A 16,571-nucleotide genomic window follows, 5' to 3' on the forward strand; every position below is an offset into this window, starting at 1 on the left:
TTTACAGGTGTGGTGAGAGGCGTTTTGAGATTGGAGGTATTAGAATTTTGACCCATTTCGGGCGCAGGGCAGCGTGACGCTGCACCCATTAGGTGGGTTTTGAACCCACCTTCGGCGCAGGAGGGGTAAGGGTGAAAAATGAATTTGAGATATTTTGTTGAAGAGTAGTGTTTTAGTTCCTTTGTTAATTTATGAAAGTGCTGTGTTTGCAGCTTTCAAAGTTAAGTTATAAAAATCCGTGTCAGACCCCATCGGATCTAACTTATTGGATGCAACCTCAGGTTGCAAAACCGAGAGAATCCCCAGTAACCCGCACGTGCAAAAAGAACCCCATTTCTTACACGAATGGGGAAAGGCGGACTTTATTGATAGGCACAAAGTCGGTGTTTTACGAGCCCGTCGGCTCTAGGGATTGTTTACAGGAGCTGTGACTACTGATCGGGTAGCTGAGCGCCTGTACTGGAGATTCGGTTCAGCGTTTTGTCTTTGAGTGGTTCAAAGACGTAGAACGAAAAAAGGCTACCCAGATTTTGGGTAGCCTTTTCGCAATTCTAGCTATTAGTATACATAAAAAGTTTGGATTGTCAATATATTTTTGAAATGTGTATCTGGGTGTATTGAGTCTAACTTAGCGGATGCGACGGCACGTTGGCGGCTCAAGGGCGCTTTACGCGCCAAAGCGGCGGTTGCCGCCAATCAAATCGCATTGCGATTTGATTGAGTCGCATAAAGGCAGAGGTCGGCATACATGAGAGAGTTGCAACAGAGGGATATGTTGGGCGAGATCCGTGAGGTAGTGTGTTGTTGCTTATAATCCGTGTCACAGCTCATCAGATCTATTTAATCTATTGAGTCCAGCGTCACGCTGGTTTGTCAATCTTTTGTTAACATTTGTGAGGTATTGTAAGTTTATAGAGCTCATACATTATTATTTTTGCCCACCGTTTCGTGAAGAAAAGACGGATTGCTTCGTCTATTTAGTCTCGATTTAGGGAGTGGGTTTTGTCCCCCCACCCGAAGGTCACTGAGGGTGACAAGGGCACAACTGTTGAAAGTGATTTGAAAAAGAATGTTTTTGACAGTAAATCAATATAACAGCGGAAATCATTGATAAAACGATTAATTGTGTCAATGATATAGAAATGTATGAATTAAGCAATAGATATGCGGCTAATTTACACAATAAAAAGTTTCTTATAATACTCATAGCGTGATGTTTAAGTAGGTGACTTTAAGATTGTTAAACACCTCTTTTGATCACTTTCAACAGTTGTGGTGACTAGGGCGGGGGGTGGTAAAAAAATCGAGTTAACTGAATCTTAACCTTTATTAACCCCAAATTAACGGCAGTGCTTTTTGTTATAATTCGTGTTTGTGTAAATCGGATCTAAGCAACGTGCCGTTGCATCCATTAGAGTTATAGAAATAAATTTCAAACTATTGCAAAGCTGTTTCTTATAATCCGTATCTGTGCGAATCGGATCTAACTTATGGGGTGCAGGGATCATCCCTGGTGCAACGTCACGTTGCCAGGAGCAAACCTGCGCCGCACATAATGTGGGAAAAGCGTATGGATCCAGTGTGACGATTTTGATTTATGGCGTTGTGTTTCATAATCCGTGTCAGAACGTATTGGATCTAATCTATTGAGTCCAGCGTCACGCTGGCGGCTCAAGGGCGCTTTACGCACCAGAGCGGCGGTTGCCGCTATCAAATCGCGTTGCGATTTGCTTGAGCCGCATAGAAGCAGAGGTCGGCATACATGAGAGAGTTGATACAGCTGGCAGCATGCTGCTGCACCCGATGAGTTAGATCGAGTGTGGTCTGGCACGGATTCAATTATTACAAACATCGTTACCTAACGGATGCAACGGCACGTTGCCAGCATCATGCTGCTGTGTAATCCGTGTCTGGGCGAATCGGATCTAACTTAATGGGTCCAGGGATCATCCCTGGCGGCACGGGCGCGGAACTTAATCTATTTTTCAAGATAGAATTCAAACTTCACTTTTTATCATTTGTAATAACGTAAAGACCACACGATAAACATAGTCCTTTAATTTTTATCAATATTTCGGTATAAAACTGATGAAGGTAAAGGAATGTAAATGATTAATATTCAAGCTTTAGAAAACGAGATTTTAAACTCTATCCAGGTTGCAGACACCCTTGAGGCTATCGAGGCTATTCGTCTAGACGTTGTGGGTAAAAACGGTAAGTTAACGCAGGCTATGAAAAATTTAGCGCAATTGTCACCGGATGAAAAACGACAAGCGGGGCAAACTCTGAACAGTTTTAGGGATCGTTTTACGACATCGCTTCAGGAAAAGAAATCTCAGATAGAATTAGTGTTGCTTGAATCTCAGCTACAGAATGAACGCGTGGATGTAACTTTACCTGTTGATGGAGCTGCGTCGGGGCACCTTCATCCCATTACTCGCGTTATTGATGAGGTTACTCAGATTTTTGCTCAGATGGGGTTTTGTGTTGCAGAAGGTCCTGATATTGAAACAGACCATAACAACTTTACAGCGTTGAACATTCCAGAAACGCATCCAGCACGTCAAATGCACGATACGTTTTATTTAAAGTCAACATCGGAAGATGGTTCGCCATTATTGCTGCGAACACATACGTCACCGGTTCAGGTTCGGACGATGATGGGTCAACAACCACCCATCAAAATTATTGCACCGGGTAGAACATACCGGTGTGATTCGGATCAAACGCATACGCCAATGTTTCATCAGATTGAGGGGCTGTATATTGACCTTGCAGAAAAAGTGCATATGGGACATTTAAAAAGTTGTATTGAAACGTTTTGCCGTACGTTTTTTGATTCATCAACATTACCGATTCGATTTCGTCCAAGCTTTTTCCCATTTACGGAACCTTCTGCAGAAATTGATATTGGCTGTAAGCGAACAAAAGAAGGCATACAAATTGGTGCCGGTAATGACTGGTTAGAAATTATGGGATGTGGAATGGTACACCCTAACGTTTTAAAAAACTGTGGTATTGACCCAGAAATTTATCAGGGGTTTGCTTTCGGAATGGGCGTTGAACGTTTGGCTATGTTAAAATACAATATTCCCGACCTTCGAACATTTTTTGAAGGTGATTCTAAATGGATTCAGCATTATGGTTTTTTCCCATTTGCAACAGGCTATCGTACTCAGGAGGATGTAGCATGAAATTTACATTATCGTGGTTATACGAACATTTGCACACAAAAAAGGCACTAGCTGATTTAATGCACCATTTAACCATGTTAGGTATTGAGGTTGAATCTTATGATGATCCAACACCAAGATTAGCTCCATTTTTAATTGCTCAAATTAAAAGTTTAGAAAAACATCCCAATGCGGATCGTTTGAATGTGTGTAATGTGCAAATTTCCGCAGATGAATCAGAGCCGTTGGTTCAAGTAGTATGCGGTGCGCCCAATGTATATGCAGGAATGAAAACTGTTTTTGCGCATATTGGTACACATATTCCTGGTTTGGATATTACATTAAAAGCTGGCAATATACGTGGCGTTGCCAGTAATGGAATGTTGTGTTCTTTAAATGAACTAAGCCTTGGTCAAGACCAAGATGGTATTGTTGATTTACCCAAAGATGCGCCAGTGGGGCGACCCTTTGCAAAAACATTTGGACATGATGATCCAACGATTGAGGTTAGTATTACCCCCAATAGAGCCGATTGCTTTGGCGTTGTGGGGATTGCAAGGGACATTGCAGCCGCAGGATTTGGTGAATATATTCATAAAAAAATACCTGTTATTAATGGTGTATATCCCTGTTCCAAAACAGTAAGAATAGAATCTAAAGACGACTGCCCAGTGTACATGGGGCGGACTATTCGGAATGTAAAGAATACACAAAGTCCGGAATGGTTACAGCAACGATTGCGAAAGATTGGATTAGAGCCGATTTCAGCAATCGTCGATATTACAAATTATGTTTGTTATGATTTATGCCGTCCATTGCATGCGTTTGATGCAGATACAATAGGTTCAAACATTATCGTTCGAAATGCCGTTTCAGGTGAAACATTCCAAGGGTTAAATGATAAGGACTATGCGCTGACCGATCGACATTTGGTGATTGCAGACGAACAGAATGTTCTTGCACTTGCAGGTGTTTTGGGTGGTAAAGCATCGGGTACAACATTAGATACGACCACGGTGTTTTTAGAGTCTGCATTGTTTCACCCCACTGTCGTCAGCACAACGGGTCGTGAATTGAATATCCATACGGATTCAAGAGTTCGCTTTGAACGAGGTGTGGATCCAGAGTCAGTGCGCTTTGGATTGGATATTGCAACACAAATGATTGTGGATATCTGTGGTGGAGAACCGAGCGACAGTATTATGGCAGGGACGGTTCCAACAAACCTAAACGAGATCCGACTGGAGCTAGCAAGAGTCAAATTATTAACAGGACTATCGATTCCTACAAAGGTAATCGAAACATATTTAACAGGGCTTGGTTTTACAAATATTCAGGTGGTGCCAGGAGAAGCTTTAAAAGTTACAACACCGTCGTGGCGATTTGATATTTCAAACGAACACGATGTGATTGAAGAAATTATTCGAATCCACGGATATGATAATTTACCGAATACACAATTAGAGATGGCGCCTGGATTTAAGCCTCATTCGTTTGCGCAAAGTATTCCATTAAAGGCTAAAAAAATATTGGCAACATTAGGATTAAATGAAAGCATTCATTATTCCTTTGTCAGTGAAAAAATAGCCATTCAGTTTAATGAGGGTAATCCGACGATTGAGTTGATGAATCCAATAAGTCAACAGTTAAGCCATATGCGTCCATCAGTGTTACCTTCGTTATTAGAAACGATTCAACGGAATCAAGCATATCAGCATAAGAACTTGCGTATCTTTGAAGTGGGGGCTGTTTATCATAATGCAACAAAACCTATACAAGAAACGGTGGCTGCTGCGATATTGACGGGAGATTCTGGCGCTGTTGATTGGCGCAAGCATCAACGTACGTATGATGTATTTGATATAAAGGCAATCGCATTCCAGTTGATGGAGCGTTTGGGTTTAAAAATCGAGACCGTTCAAATTGATAGTGAGGGGGCGCCTTCATGGTATCATCCAGGTCAAAGTGCAGCGCTGAAATTAGGTCCTAAATTAGTCTTAGGTTATTTTGGACGCATTCATCCAACCACAGAAAAATCATTTGAGTGTGATCAGCCCATATTTGGATGTGAAATTTTCTTAGACAGGTTGCCCTTGAAACCCACCAAACATACAGCGTATAGACCGAATCTATTGCAAGCCGTAGAGCGTGACTTTGCAATGATTATGGATTCTGACGTGCCAGCGGCTAAATTAATCAAAGCGGCAGAAGGTGCGGATAAAGAGTATATTCAAACAGTTCGGTTGTTTGATGTGTATGTAGGTAAGGGTGTTCCTGAAGGTAAAAAATCCATGGCATTTAGCGTAACGTTTGTGCCAAAAGACACGACATTTAACGATGAACAAATTCAACAATTAAGCCAAAAGGTAATTGCTTCTGTAACAAAAGCAACCGGCGGCGAACTAAGGGGCGCATCTGCATGACAAAAAAACACGACCATATTCGAAATTTTGCAATCATTGCCCATATCGATCATGGTAAATCGACATTAGCAGATCGATTGATTGAGTTCTGTCAAGCGGTTAGTGCGCGTGATATGAAAGAACAAATTCTTGATAGCATGGATATCGAACGCGAACGTGGGATTACCATTAAAGCTCAAACTGTTCGACTAAAGTATACAGCTAAAAATGGTGAAACATATCAGTTGAACTTAATCGATACACCTGGACATGTGGATTTTTCTTACGAAGTTAGCCGATCATTGGCTGCATGTGAAGGATCATTGCTGGTTGTTGATGCATCGCAAGGTGTAGAAGCACAAACGTTGGCGAACGTTTATTTGGCGATTGATAATGCTCATGAGATTATTCCTGTTCTAAACAAGATCGATTTGCCCGCGGCTGAGCCTGAAAAGATCAAACAAGAAATTGAAGACGTGATTGGATTGGATACTACTGATGCGTTGATGATTTCTGCAAAGTCGGGCATTGGAATTCAAGATGTATTAGAAGCGATTGTTCATCGATTGCCAGCACCGATGGGTGATTCTGAAGCTCCATTACAAGCACTACTTATCGATGGTTGGTATGATACGTATTTGGGAGTGATGATCTTGGTGCGCGTCAAAGAAGGTGTTTTGCGCAAGGGTTCAAAAATCCAAATGATGTCCACCAAAGAAACATATACTGTTGATCAAATGGGAGTGTTCGCACCTAAGAAAGAACCTGTGGATGCGTTGTATCCTGGTGAAGTTGGATATATTACAGCGGGAATGAAATATGTCGCAGATCTTAGCGTCGGTGATACCATTACCATGGAACGTAACCCTGCGGCAGCGCCGTTGGCTGGATTTAAGCCAAGCGTTCCTGTTGTATTCTGTGGACTGTTTCCATCGGATGCGGCAGAGTTTGATGTATTGCGTGAAAGCCTTTCAAAGCTACGTCTTAATGATGCGAGCTTTGTGTTTGAAACGGATCATTCGCCCGCCTTGGGAATGGGTTTCCGATGCGGATTTTTGGGGCTATTGCATCTTGAAATCATTCAAGAACGGTTAGAACGTGAGTTTAATCTAGACCTTATTACAACAGCGCCAAGCGTTGTTTACAAAATATATCAACGGAATGGCACCGCAATGGAAATTCATAATCCAGCGGATTTGCCGGATATTATGAAAATTGAAAAGATTGAAGAACCCTGGATTAAAGCAACGATTATGGTTCCGGATGAATATCTGGGATCTGTGTTGGCGTTGTGTACAGATCGTCGTGGACAACAAATCGATTTAACCTATGCGGGTAATCGTGCCATGGTTGTATATCGATTGCCATTGAACGAAGTTGTCTTTGACTTTTACGATCGATTGAAATCTGTTTCCCGTGGGTATGCAAGCTTTGATTATCACATGGATGGATATACGGAAGAAAATCTTGTAAAACTGGCAATCTTAGTGAACGGCGAGCCTGTTGAAGCATTATCATGTATCGTTCAACGCGATCGTGCAGAAACACGAGGTCGAGCGTTATGTGAAAAGCTTAAAGAATTAATTCCAAGGCAGTTATTCCAAATCGCAATTCAAGCAGCCATCGGCGGAAAGATTGTTGCGCGTGAGACTGTGTCAGCGATGCGCAAAGATGTAACCGCAAAATGTTATGGCGGTGATATTAGTCGTAAGCGTAAATTGTTGGATAAGCAACGTGAAGGTAAAAAACGTATGCGTCAATTTGGAAATGTAGAGATTCCTCAATCTGCATTAATTGCTGCACTGAAAGTGGTAGATTAACCAACGTGACGATTCCGGCTTATAGCGTTGTTTTTATAATCTGTGTCAGATCATGTCGGATCTATTGAGTCCAGCGTCACGCTGGTTTGTCAATCTTTTGTTAACCTTTGTGAGGTATAGTAACTTTAGTGCACTTACACATTATTATTTTGCCCACCGTTTCGAGAAGAAAAGACGGATTGCTTCGTCTATTTAGTCTCGATTTAGGGAGTGGGTTTTGTCCCCCCACCCGAAGGTCACTGAGGGTGACTAGGGCGGGGGGTGGTAAAAAAATCGCGTTAACCGAATCTTAACTTTTGTTAATTTGCAACGTCACGTTGCATCCGTTAGGTTAGATCCGATGGGGTTGGACACATGTTTTAACAAGCAACATCACATTTGTTCAAGAATTCAATAGTTTCAAACAGGTAAACTTACTGGGTGCAGCATCATGCTGCCAACGTGACGTTGGATCCTATAGGTTGTATCGGGTGTGTGCTGAGGTGGATTGTAATTTTTTCCAAACATATTTATAGTTAAACTCACATAAAACAATTACGCGGCGCCCTTTGCTCCAGACTTTCTTCTAATGGATGCAACGGCACATTACCGGGAGCAAACCTGCGCCGCACATAGTGTGAGAAGATCGTATGGATCCAACATGACGATGTCGACTTATAGCGTTGTGTTTCACAATCCGTATCAGACCAGATCGGATCTAATCTATTGAGTCCAGCGTCACGCTGGCGGCTCAAGGGCGCTTTACGCGCCAGAGCGGCGGTTGCCGCTATCAAATCGCGTGGCGATTTGCTTGAGCCGCATAGAAGCAGAGGTTGGCACGAATGAGAGAGTTGATACAACTGACGGATGTGTTGGATAATCCGTGTTTGTGCGAATCGGATCTATCCATAGGGTGCAGCGTCACGCTGCCAACGTGCCGTTGGATCCGATAGATTATATCGAGCGTGACTAGACACAGGTTCAAAAATTCAATAATTTCAAATAGCTAAACCTAATGGGTCCAGGGATCATCCCTTTAAAATGTGATGGTTTAACTATTTGTTAAAGTTGTTGAGATAGACTGATGAGTAATTCAATAACCTTTTCGAGTGCGTCATGAAAACTGTATTGCTTTTAAGCATGTGTGTTGCAAGTGTAACGTTAAGTTTTGGGCGAGCTTCATCTGAAACATCCAGGCGGTCTAGTCAGGCAGAAGAGCTCATGACAAGCCTTGCAGCAATTAAAGCAGCGACAGCAAAGATTGAACAGTGTTTAGCGGTCGATGATGTGGCTATGATGTCGTCGGTTGATTCGGACACTACTTCTGAACGGAGCAATTCACCCATGCAAGAGGCTCCGAACGGGGTGAGCATTAGTCAAGAAACTCTGAATGCTTTAGTTAAAAATGTTTATACGCTAGCAATTGCTGGAGTAAAAAAAACTGAAGACTTTGAGTTAGAAAATGTGAAAATGACTCAGATAGTGCAGTTAAGTAAGCAGATTCAGATAATGTTAACACCAGAACAAGCTATTGCGGATGAACTTGGAGCGCAGTTTTTAAATATTTCAAGCAGCGGTGATGTTAAGCGATTAAGAGAAATGATTGTTGCTGCGGCTACAGCGTCTGAACCTCTGATTCATGAATACAAGAAGTATTTTAAATCAAAGTCTCATAAGCGGTATGTAGAGCGGCTAAAGACAATGCAAACAGATCTTAATAAAGCTGCGGCAGGCATGATAACTAATATAGTGGTTGATAAAGCAAGGTCTAAAGACGTTCCGGAAGGGGTATATTGTATTTCACCTCTTGGTCAATCGCTGATTAATAGATTTGCAAAGGAATATGTAAAGTTGGGGTTGGTGCGTCAGCATGCTGTTAATGACGATAAATCATTAATGGTGTTAGATGCGGATAACCCAATAACGACGGATTCTTTAGAAGACGAAGTCGTCATGCATGTCATAAAAACAATAACACAACTTGCTACCCATCAACTGGATCTTAGTCAGTCAGGTGTTTTGTTTGATTATATGTTGCTTTTGAAATCTGGGGTTAATCTTGCGGCTTTGAGTCATAAAGATTACATAGTATCTGGACGAAAAGTGTTCCCAGCAGAGCTTAAAGATGGACAGTACTTTTTTGATAAAAAAAGTGAGGATGTTCAAACCTTGACAGACGAAGAGTTGTTGGCTTTAACAGGTAGCGTACAATCTTTATTTAGAGAGGCTCTTGCACTCTGTAAACTGACTTCTCCAAAATTTGCACCTGTGCGTATGATGTTAAAAGCAAAGATGGATTTAACAGCGATAGTAGCGGCATCAACTGAAGACGTTCAAGAAGCGGCGACTGAGTAGGTAATAAATTAAAGTGGCAAGGTGTCTTGCCACTGAACGTGTTGTCCAACCTTTAAGATCTTTAACTGATTTTTGGGTACACCAAGATTTTTAGCTTCAGTCAAAAGTTCATCTTCTGCTTCTAAGAACTGTTCTTTTCCTAAGGGGAACACGTCATAATGAATGGGGATAAGAAACTGAGTTTTTAATGTTTGATGTGCTTCTAAAGCATCTAAGGGTCCCATGTGTTGTTGTTTCATGACAGATCGTGGTTTGTAAGACCCGATGGGAAGTAACCCGACATCAATTCTTGGAAAATTTTCAGCTATTTCAGCAAAGTGTGAACCAAGCCCCGTATCACCTGCAAAGTATACAGATCCAACAGCAGATTCAATGATTCCGCCCATCCACAATGTTTTGTTGATATCAAATAAAGCGCGTCGTGACCAATGTTGAGCAGGAACTGCGGTAACTTTTACTGAGTTAATTTGATGCGATGCCCACCAGTCCAGCTCTATAACGGGGCGGGCGACTCCCCATTTTAATAACGTTTTCTTTATGCCCAGCGGTACAATAAACGTAATATTGGGATGCGTTGCAAGCATCATGACAGAGGATTTGTCTAAGTGGTCATAATGATTGTGCGAAATAAAGGCGACGTCTATGGGGGGTAATTGATCAATAGCAATGCCTGGATCGACGATGCGTTTGGGTCCAAGCTTTCCAAAGGGACCTGCATGACTGGAAAACACGGGATCTGTTATAATGTTTAATCCAGCCATTTGGATTAAAAATGTGGCATGTCCAATGTTTGTAATGCGCAATGCATCGGACGTTGAAATTACAGGAGAGGTTTCTGGCGTGATTTTAGTGGGCCATTTTGCTTTTGGGGCATTCATAAATTCCCACAATACCTTAAGTGTAATAATTTTATGATCAGATTTCCAGTGATGATAGAATTGTTTAGTGGTGGAGTTCCAGTGCTTGGAATCCCAATGATCTAAATTTATCCAGCGTTTATACATTAAAACGCATCCAATAAGGCATCCTGCCAATAATAATGCTAATAACATGTGTTTCTCCTTAATCGGAGTATACTGGAAAAAGATTATTTTTTGGTAAATTATTGATGATATCCCCAAACACAGGTAAAGTTCTATGAAAGCAATTTAGCCGCCTGTCAATCGTGGAGAGTCTCGTTCTCAAGGGTTGCCGAGGAGCCCTATACATCCACCAGCGTGATGCTGCCAACGTGCCGTTGGATCCATTAGATAATACGGTTTGTAAATGTTTGTTTGGTCAATCTTTTGTTAACGTTTGTGCGGTATAGTATCTTTAGTGCACTTACACATTGTTATTTTAGCCCACCGTTTCGTGAAGAAAAGACGGATAGCTTCGTCTATTTAGTCTCGATTTAGGGCGGGGGGGGTGGTAAAAAAATCGCATTAACTCAATCTTAACCTTTATTAACACAGGTGTAACGAGCGCGTGTTTTCATATAATCCGTGTCAGACTACATCCGATCAAATCTGTTGGGTGCAACGGCACGTTGCCAGCATCATGCTGCTCGGATCTAATCTATGGCATGCAATCGCAGGTTGCTGTCTCGTACATAGTGTAAGAAGATCCCTAGAGAGCTTTTGCAAAGGGTGTGTGATTGGATTGACAATAGAATTGTCTCTTGCCTTGACGGTACGTACACACTTTATGAGTGATGGGCTATATAATGAAGTTGATCAATGATTTAATGGACAATACTCCCATCGTTCTAAAAAGAGGTTGTGATGAATTTTTATTTTCATTACACTAAATAAAAAAGGAATAAAAAATGAAGTTCTTAAATTTCCATCATGTATTAAAAGTATCAGTGATTCTTCTGTTCGGGTTAGTTTTTCCAGTGAGTGCTAGCAGCATCATTGAGATTAAAAGCTTAAGTGACGTTGTTGGGCATGTGCAACAGGGTGATCCAAATGGGACTGTATTATGTGGTTTGGATATTGATTTCACACTTACACGCCCTGTAGATCCCGCGACAGATTCTGCTAATTTTCAGACGCATGCTAAAACATTTGTGCAGATGATTAAGGATCATCAACTGAACCCTCAAGATGTTCTTTGCGCAACGGCGCTTACAGAGCAGCAGACCATGGAGCGTGAGACACGAAGTTTAGTTGATGTGATTAGCAGCCACGCAACTGTGGTAGGGTTAACTGCGAGATATTCAGGACCATTTGCGGGTATTGATTTTGAAGATCATACATTAGAGATGTTGGCACAGTTCGAAATTAAGTTTAATGGAGCAATCGGCAAGCGTACAGTATTTGAAGATTTGCCAGAACACCGTGGAAACAAACCCGTCATTAACAAAGGTGTTATTTTCTGTAATGGAGAACGAGGCGCCCCAGTCACAAAACCACAAGTATTAGCTGAGTATTTAAAATCATACGCTCCACACACAACACGAGTCGTCATCGTGGATGATACTAAAAAACATTTAGACGACTTCGTCGCTTTCTTTGCAGACACTATGTCGACTGTTGAGTTCGTTGGGCTTCATTATACAAAAGCAATGAGTGATGCACCCAGGGAGTGTGATGAGGACGACTTTAAAGAGTACGTGCAATGCCTAATAAATATGTTGCAATAGTTTCAGATGAAGGGTAGACAGTAAATGTTTTTGGCAAAAGTATCAGGCGTTTTATTATTTTTAACGGTGGTACTTTTGCTAATTTATGTATTTGGAAAAAAATATCATCTTCACTTTGAAATTCAAAGAAAACTACTGCATATAGCGCTGGGTCTTGTATCGTTATCTTTTCCCTGTGTGTTTGAATCGACATTCGAAGTTGCTTTGTTAATGATCGTCGCTTTGCTTGTTTTGCTAGTGTTACAATACACTCCCATTCTTAGACGAACGCTGGGTGAAAGCATTTACGGTGTTAATAGATCTTGGTTCGGGGGCGGATTATTTGTTGCTTCTATTATTACATTATTCTTTCTTGCCCATGATAATTATGTGCTATATTTCGGACCTTTGCTTACTATAACGTTTGCAGATGCTTTTGCCGCCATCGTTGGCACACAATATGGAAAAAAATACTATACCTTGCTGGGAAGTAATAAAAGCATTGAAGGGACTGTCACCTTTTTTATTACTGCATTTCTTGCTATCTTTTTGCTGTTGATATTCATGACAAGCCATTCATTACTTGTGATAACGTTTATCTCTATTGTGGTCGCGAGTGTTAGTACTGCTGCAGAATTATTTTCGGGGCGGGATTTAGATAATATCACTGTGCCAGCCGTAACATTTCTAGCGCTGCAATATTTTCTATAAATTATTTAACGGGTTGGGTTGTTTGAATTTGTTAACCATTTGTTAACGATTTGAATTGGATACTGAGGTGAATAAACAATAATAAGGAATAAATCCATGTTAAACAAATTACTGCTTACGGCTGCATTGATGTCAACGACCTATGGTGCTGATATCGACTTTTCAAAAGTAATGAATCCAATATCAGATCCAGTCGCAGCCACAGAAATAGTAGATTCGGGACTTGCCTTCACCATTAATATTGCAGCTAAAACTGTAGTAAGTCCAAATAACCAAGCTACTACACATATTATACTTTGTGGAGATTTGGACTTTAATCCTAAATTATCGAAGGGTGCAACAACACTTGTAGAAACTAATTTTAAAACTGTTCGAACTTGGTTTGAGGGGAATCCTCATAATATATGTTTCCAATTTATGCAATCTTTTGGTAGTTCAGAAGTAAGGTTAACCACAAGCTCAATGGATGAGGGCGCAACGAACATTCGTTTTGGAGATTCTACTGAAGCGGTATTAATCTTTGCTGAAAATGGAACTTTAAAGTGTGTTAATCCTGGAAAACCCAATCAGTTCAAGAATCATCTTACTTTAACGATGGGTAATAGAGGTTTTAAACGTGGAGAACGTTACAAATCCCAAAACAATAAAGAACTTAATTCGTATTCTAGCTACAACGTTACGTTAGATCTTCGTGGGCTAACTTTAAATCTATTAAAGGATAGTCATGAAATGCAATCGCACTAGAAGCTCGCCAATAACAAACAGATGTTCAGGGATTTTTTGTTTAATCCTTGTTTGGCAAACATCTCAACAATCTAACGTGGATTAGAATAGTATTTTTCAGAATTTATACCGATCTTTTATTATTCTAAAGATCGGTATAAATAATTAGATATTACAGTATCAACCATATCTCCTAATCTTCTAACCTCTTCGTTTGAATGGCGGTGTAAATCACGTTTAGTTAAAACCCCAGATGTTGGTGCAGTTGCCTGAGTGCCTGCTGGAGCAGCATTCGATTGTCCTGCAACAACATCACTTCCATATATTTCAACGATACTACTCAATAACAAACTACTTAATAACAGGTTTGTTTTCATTGTATTTCTCCATGTTAGGTTAAACAAGCAACATCAGATCAAACATGTCATGTCGTTGTGTTCGATGAGCTGCTACTTTTATAGGCATCACGTTTCATGCTTTTGCGTCAAATAAAAATATATTTATAAATTAAGTTGCGATACGGGGTTGCTTTTTCTTAAAAGCCAATAACCATTTGTTAATGATTATCTTTGGATACTATTATGAAATAAACAATTATAAGGATAAGTTCCATGATAAAAAAACTGCTGCTTACGGCTGGATTGCTGTCAACGACCTATGGTGCTGATACTACATTAATTACAGGCGTTGATGATCATAAGTCTTTACATGCTGATCAAATAACTATTGTAGATTCTGAACATTCATCAGAAAAAATTACTGCTGCATTGAATGGTATTCAATCAATTTTGACTAATCCAGATGCAATTATTGAAGAGTTAAAACAAGCAATTTTAGAATTAAGTGAATTATCTTATATTAATCGTTTAAATATCAAAGATTGCGGTGAAGGCAGTCCTGATAATTTTAAACTTTCTGCGACAATTGAACTCAGAATACCCGAAATTCAAAGCTTTGCGCGTACTCATGCGGCTAGTTTATTGCCGCAACTAATGAAAATGCTTTTAGATTTTCGCGATTCAGAAGCTTTAAAAGGTTTGTTTCTGCTAACTGCATTCTCAACCGATTTTACACCAGAAATCGTAGAGATTTTTATGTCAGATTCTGCCTTATCGTTAATCGATACCTGGCTAGGATCAGCTGACTCATTGAAGGAGGGTGCGATATTATTTTTGGTGTGTCAGTTAATTAATACTGTCCAAAATCCTGATCATATTGCAAAACTTCAAGACCTAACCTTAAAACACTTCAGTAATTTCATGGACTTAATAGCCCATCAATGTTTTGCTATCTTTAAACTAGCCTCTTTAGAGTCTGAAAATACTTCAAAGTTTATTTATGGGTTACACCAAAGCCTGATTAAAATCATTTATAATTTGGCTAGCTTCACATCAGTAAATGGAGAGCCAATCATAATAATTGATGCAAATGAATCAGCATTACCAAAAAAAATCGAAAAGACTAATAAAGCATTCTGCTTGTTGCTGCTTCTAAAAAATTATCGTGACGTAGTTTTAAACCATACTTTATACGTGCTCCATCTTGACGAATTCTCCCATTTGCAAGGAGGGCTAGAAAACGATCCGCTGCTCAAAGAGTCTCGATTTATTCAAGAAGGAAATCCTATTCATCGAAACAGAATAATGGCAGAGCTTGATGAGGTAACCTTGACAGATAGAATGGTTGCCTTTTTAACTGATGCGGGCTTAGGACATCTACTTTTCCAGACTACGTCGCCAGCAAAGGTGTTTATTGCAGAATAAGTATACGTAAAAACCACTGTTTTATCGCCTAGTGATTAAAGTCATTTGTTTAAACGGATTAAGTCGATTAATACTTTTTTCATGATTACAGCTTATGATTGATGGATGAGGTGTTCTATGAAACAAGTTATTATTCTGGGGATATCATTCTTATTAAGTGCATGCGCTAACGAGGAGTGGAAAAATCCAGATGATCATATTGAAGAGAAAGGTCTATATTGTTATCCAACGCTGAGTGGAGTAGATTGTTATAAGCGTCCCATAAAACGTAACGTGCGGCAGGCCGTTGGGTATGAAGGGCCGCCACCACCGCAAAGTGTAAATGAGTAAGCGCGATGAAAAAATACCTAGGATGGTTGATTACACACAGTTTATTTATAGCAATGTTGATATCGATTCTGTGGGATCCGCATAAACTAACGTGGCAGTTTAAATACTCAGCATATGTTGCTGTAGGCTTCTTGTGCTTGATATTAAGTTTAAATCCATTAAAGTTGATATTTCCTAGATGGGTCTTAATTCATCGATTAAATCGATATCGCCAAGAAATTGGAGTGTCGGTGTTTTCATATGCATTGATACATGTTCTGTGTGTGGTCATTGGCAGCGGTAGTCTTGCTAGCTGGTTAAGCCTTGCCCAATACCCACCATTTGTGAGTGTCATGTTGGTGAGCATGCCGATCTTTTTTATCTTGGCTGTAACCAGTACTCAGTTTAGTAAGATGAAACTTGGGTTCAAAAATTGGAAACGATTGCATCGATTGGTGTATGTGGCCGAGGCTGGAGTGATCTTTCACCTTTGGATGGTTGGACAATCAACGTTGGTGACTGTGTTATTTCTGCCGTTGGTGGTGGTGCAATTGCTGAGATGGGGGATTCACGCTAAGTCTAACTCTGCAATTCATTAACGATACATATATAAGTGTATAATTTCCAAAATATAGGGTGGATAAAACATTTATGAAATTTTTATAAAAAAGGTATTGACTGGGGGTAGGTGATAGCGTATAAAGGACAAGTCAGCCGCGAACGAGTGGGTG

General features: G+C 40.3%; 12 protein-coding genes. 10 read left to right on the forward strand and 2 right to left on the reverse strand.

From position 1 onward, the window contains the following. Window positions 1-2,108: 2,108 nt before the first annotated feature. The 4 genes from pheS (at window position 2,109) to CPBP_RS05235 (ending at window position 9,729) form a co-directional block, all read left to right on the forward strand. On the forward strand, window positions 2,109-3,194 hold the full coding sequence (gene pheS, locus CPBP_RS05220; protein ID WP_350331809.1) for a phenylalanine--tRNA ligase subunit alpha: 1,086 nt from the start codon (window positions 2,109-2,111) through the stop codon (window positions 3,192-3,194). Continuing rightward, window positions 3,191-5,596: a phenylalanine--tRNA ligase subunit beta gene (gene pheT / locus CPBP_RS05225; protein WP_350331810.1), complete on the forward strand. Its 2,406-nt coding sequence runs from the start codon at window positions 3,191-3,193 to the stop codon at window positions 5,594-5,596. Before pheS ends, pheT begins: the two co-directional genes overlap by 4 nt. Continuing rightward, window positions 5,593-7,395, forward strand: a complete 1,803-nt coding sequence (gene lepA / locus CPBP_RS05230; protein ID WP_350331811.1) for a translation elongation factor 4 — start codon at window positions 5,593-5,595, stop codon at window positions 7,393-7,395. The genes pheT and lepA overlap by 4 nt, the downstream gene beginning before the upstream one ends. Window positions 7,396-8,490: 1,095 nt before the next feature. After that, window positions 8,491-9,729 carry a hypothetical protein gene (locus tag CPBP_RS05235; protein ID WP_350331812.1) on the forward strand — a complete coding sequence of 413 codons (1,239 nt, stop codon included), beginning with the start codon at window positions 8,491-8,493 and terminating at the stop codon, window positions 9,727-9,729. Window positions 9,730-9,737: 8 nt separating this feature from the next. On the opposite strand, the gene CPBP_RS05240 is transcribed toward CPBP_RS05235, so the two are convergent. Beyond that, window positions 9,738-10,781: an MBL fold metallo-hydrolase gene (locus CPBP_RS05240; protein ID WP_350331813.1), complete on the reverse strand. Its 1,044-nt coding sequence runs from the start codon at window positions 10,779-10,781 to the stop codon at window positions 9,738-9,740. A gap of 755 nt (window positions 10,782-11,536) precedes the next feature. On the opposite strand from CPBP_RS05240, the gene CPBP_RS05245 reads away from it, so the two are divergent. The 3 genes from CPBP_RS05245 (at window position 11,537) to CPBP_RS05255 (ending at window position 13,789) form a co-directional block, all read left to right on the forward strand. Next, the gene (locus CPBP_RS05245; RefSeq protein WP_350331814.1) at window positions 11,537-12,355 is read left to right on the forward strand and encodes a DUF2608 domain-containing protein; all 819 of its coding nucleotides are present in this window, start codon (window positions 11,537-11,539) and stop codon (window positions 12,353-12,355) included. Between the two features lie 24 nt (window positions 12,356-12,379). Next, the gene (locus CPBP_RS05250) at window positions 12,380-13,045 is read left to right on the forward strand and encodes a diacylglycerol/polyprenol kinase family protein (protein ID WP_350331815.1); all 666 of its coding nucleotides are present in this window, start codon (window positions 12,380-12,382) and stop codon (window positions 13,043-13,045) included. A gap of 96 nt (window positions 13,046-13,141) precedes the next feature. Further along, window positions 13,142-13,789, forward strand: a complete 648-nt coding sequence (locus CPBP_RS05255; protein WP_350331816.1) for a hypothetical protein — start codon at window positions 13,142-13,144, stop codon at window positions 13,787-13,789. A 119-nt stretch (window positions 13,790-13,908) separates the two neighbouring features. Here CPBP_RS05255 and CPBP_RS05260 read toward each other — a convergent pair whose 3' ends face one another. Further along, window positions 13,909-14,145 carry a hypothetical protein gene (locus CPBP_RS05260; protein WP_350331817.1) on the reverse strand — a complete coding sequence of 79 codons (237 nt, stop codon included), beginning with the start codon at window positions 14,143-14,145 and terminating at the stop codon, window positions 13,909-13,911. Between the two features lie 234 nt (window positions 14,146-14,379). Between CPBP_RS05260 and CPBP_RS05265 the strand changes: the two genes are divergently transcribed. From CPBP_RS05265 to CPBP_RS05275, 3 genes are all read left to right on the forward strand, one after another. Next, window positions 14,380-15,531 (forward strand): hypothetical protein, encoded by a 1,152-nt coding sequence (locus CPBP_RS05265; RefSeq protein WP_350331818.1) that lies wholly within the window; start codon window positions 14,380-14,382, stop codon window positions 15,529-15,531. Between the two features lie 117 nt (window positions 15,532-15,648). Then, on the forward strand, window positions 15,649-15,861 hold the full coding sequence (locus tag CPBP_RS05270) for a hypothetical protein (protein WP_350331819.1): 213 nt from the start codon (window positions 15,649-15,651) through the stop codon (window positions 15,859-15,861). A gap of 5 nt (window positions 15,862-15,866) precedes the next feature. Beyond that, window positions 15,867-16,439, forward strand: coding sequence for a ferric reductase-like transmembrane domain-containing protein (locus tag CPBP_RS05275; protein WP_350331820.1), 573 nt, complete (start codon window positions 15,867-15,869; stop codon window positions 16,437-16,439). Window positions 16,440-16,571 lie beyond the last annotated feature (132 nt).

Source organism: Candidatus Bodocaedibacter vickermanii, from assembly GCF_014896945.1.
In the GTDB taxonomy this organism is placed as follows: domain Bacteria; phylum Pseudomonadota; class Alphaproteobacteria; order UBA6184; family UBA6184; genus Bodonicaedibacter; species Bodonicaedibacter vickermanii.

Excerpts from the sequence above, each read along its gene's own strand:
- CPBP_RS05250 (WP_350331815.1), top strand. The coding sequence starts at position 12,380 with ATGTTTTTGGCAAAAGTATCAGGCGTTTTATTATTTTTAACGGTGGTA.
- CPBP_RS05270 (WP_350331819.1), top strand. The coding sequence starts at position 15,649 with ATGAAACAAGTTATTATTCTGGGGATATCATTCTTATTAAGTGCATGC.
- CPBP_RS05240 (WP_350331813.1), bottom strand. The coding sequence starts at position 10,781 with ATGTTATTAGCATTATTATTGGCAGGATGCCTTATTGGATGCGTTTTA.
- lepA (WP_350331811.1), top strand. The coding sequence starts at position 5,593 with ATGACAAAAAAACACGACCATATTCGAAATTTTGCAATCATTGCCCAT.
- pheT (WP_350331810.1), top strand. The coding sequence starts at position 3,191 with ATGAAATTTACATTATCGTGGTTATACGAACATTTGCACACAAAAAAG.
- CPBP_RS05245 (WP_350331814.1), top strand. The coding sequence starts at position 11,537 with ATGAAGTTCTTAAATTTCCATCATGTATTAAAAGTATCAGTGATTCTT.
- pheS (WP_350331809.1), top strand. The coding sequence starts at position 2,109 with ATGATTAATATTCAAGCTTTAGAAAACGAGATTTTAAACTCTATCCAG.
- CPBP_RS05275 (WP_350331820.1), top strand. The coding sequence starts at position 15,867 with ATGAAAAAATACCTAGGATGGTTGATTACACACAGTTTATTTATAGCA.
- CPBP_RS05265 (WP_350331818.1), top strand. The coding sequence starts at position 14,380 with ATGATAAAAAAACTGCTGCTTACGGCTGGATTGCTGTCAACGACCTAT.
- CPBP_RS05255 (WP_350331816.1), top strand. The coding sequence starts at position 13,142 with ATGTTAAACAAATTACTGCTTACGGCTGCATTGATGTCAACGACCTAT.
- CPBP_RS05260 (WP_350331817.1), bottom strand. The coding sequence starts at position 14,145 with ATGAAAACAAACCTGTTATTAAGTAGTTTGTTATTGAGTAGTATCGTT.
- CPBP_RS05235 (WP_350331812.1), top strand. The coding sequence starts at position 8,491 with ATGAAAACTGTATTGCTTTTAAGCATGTGTGTTGCAAGTGTAACGTTA.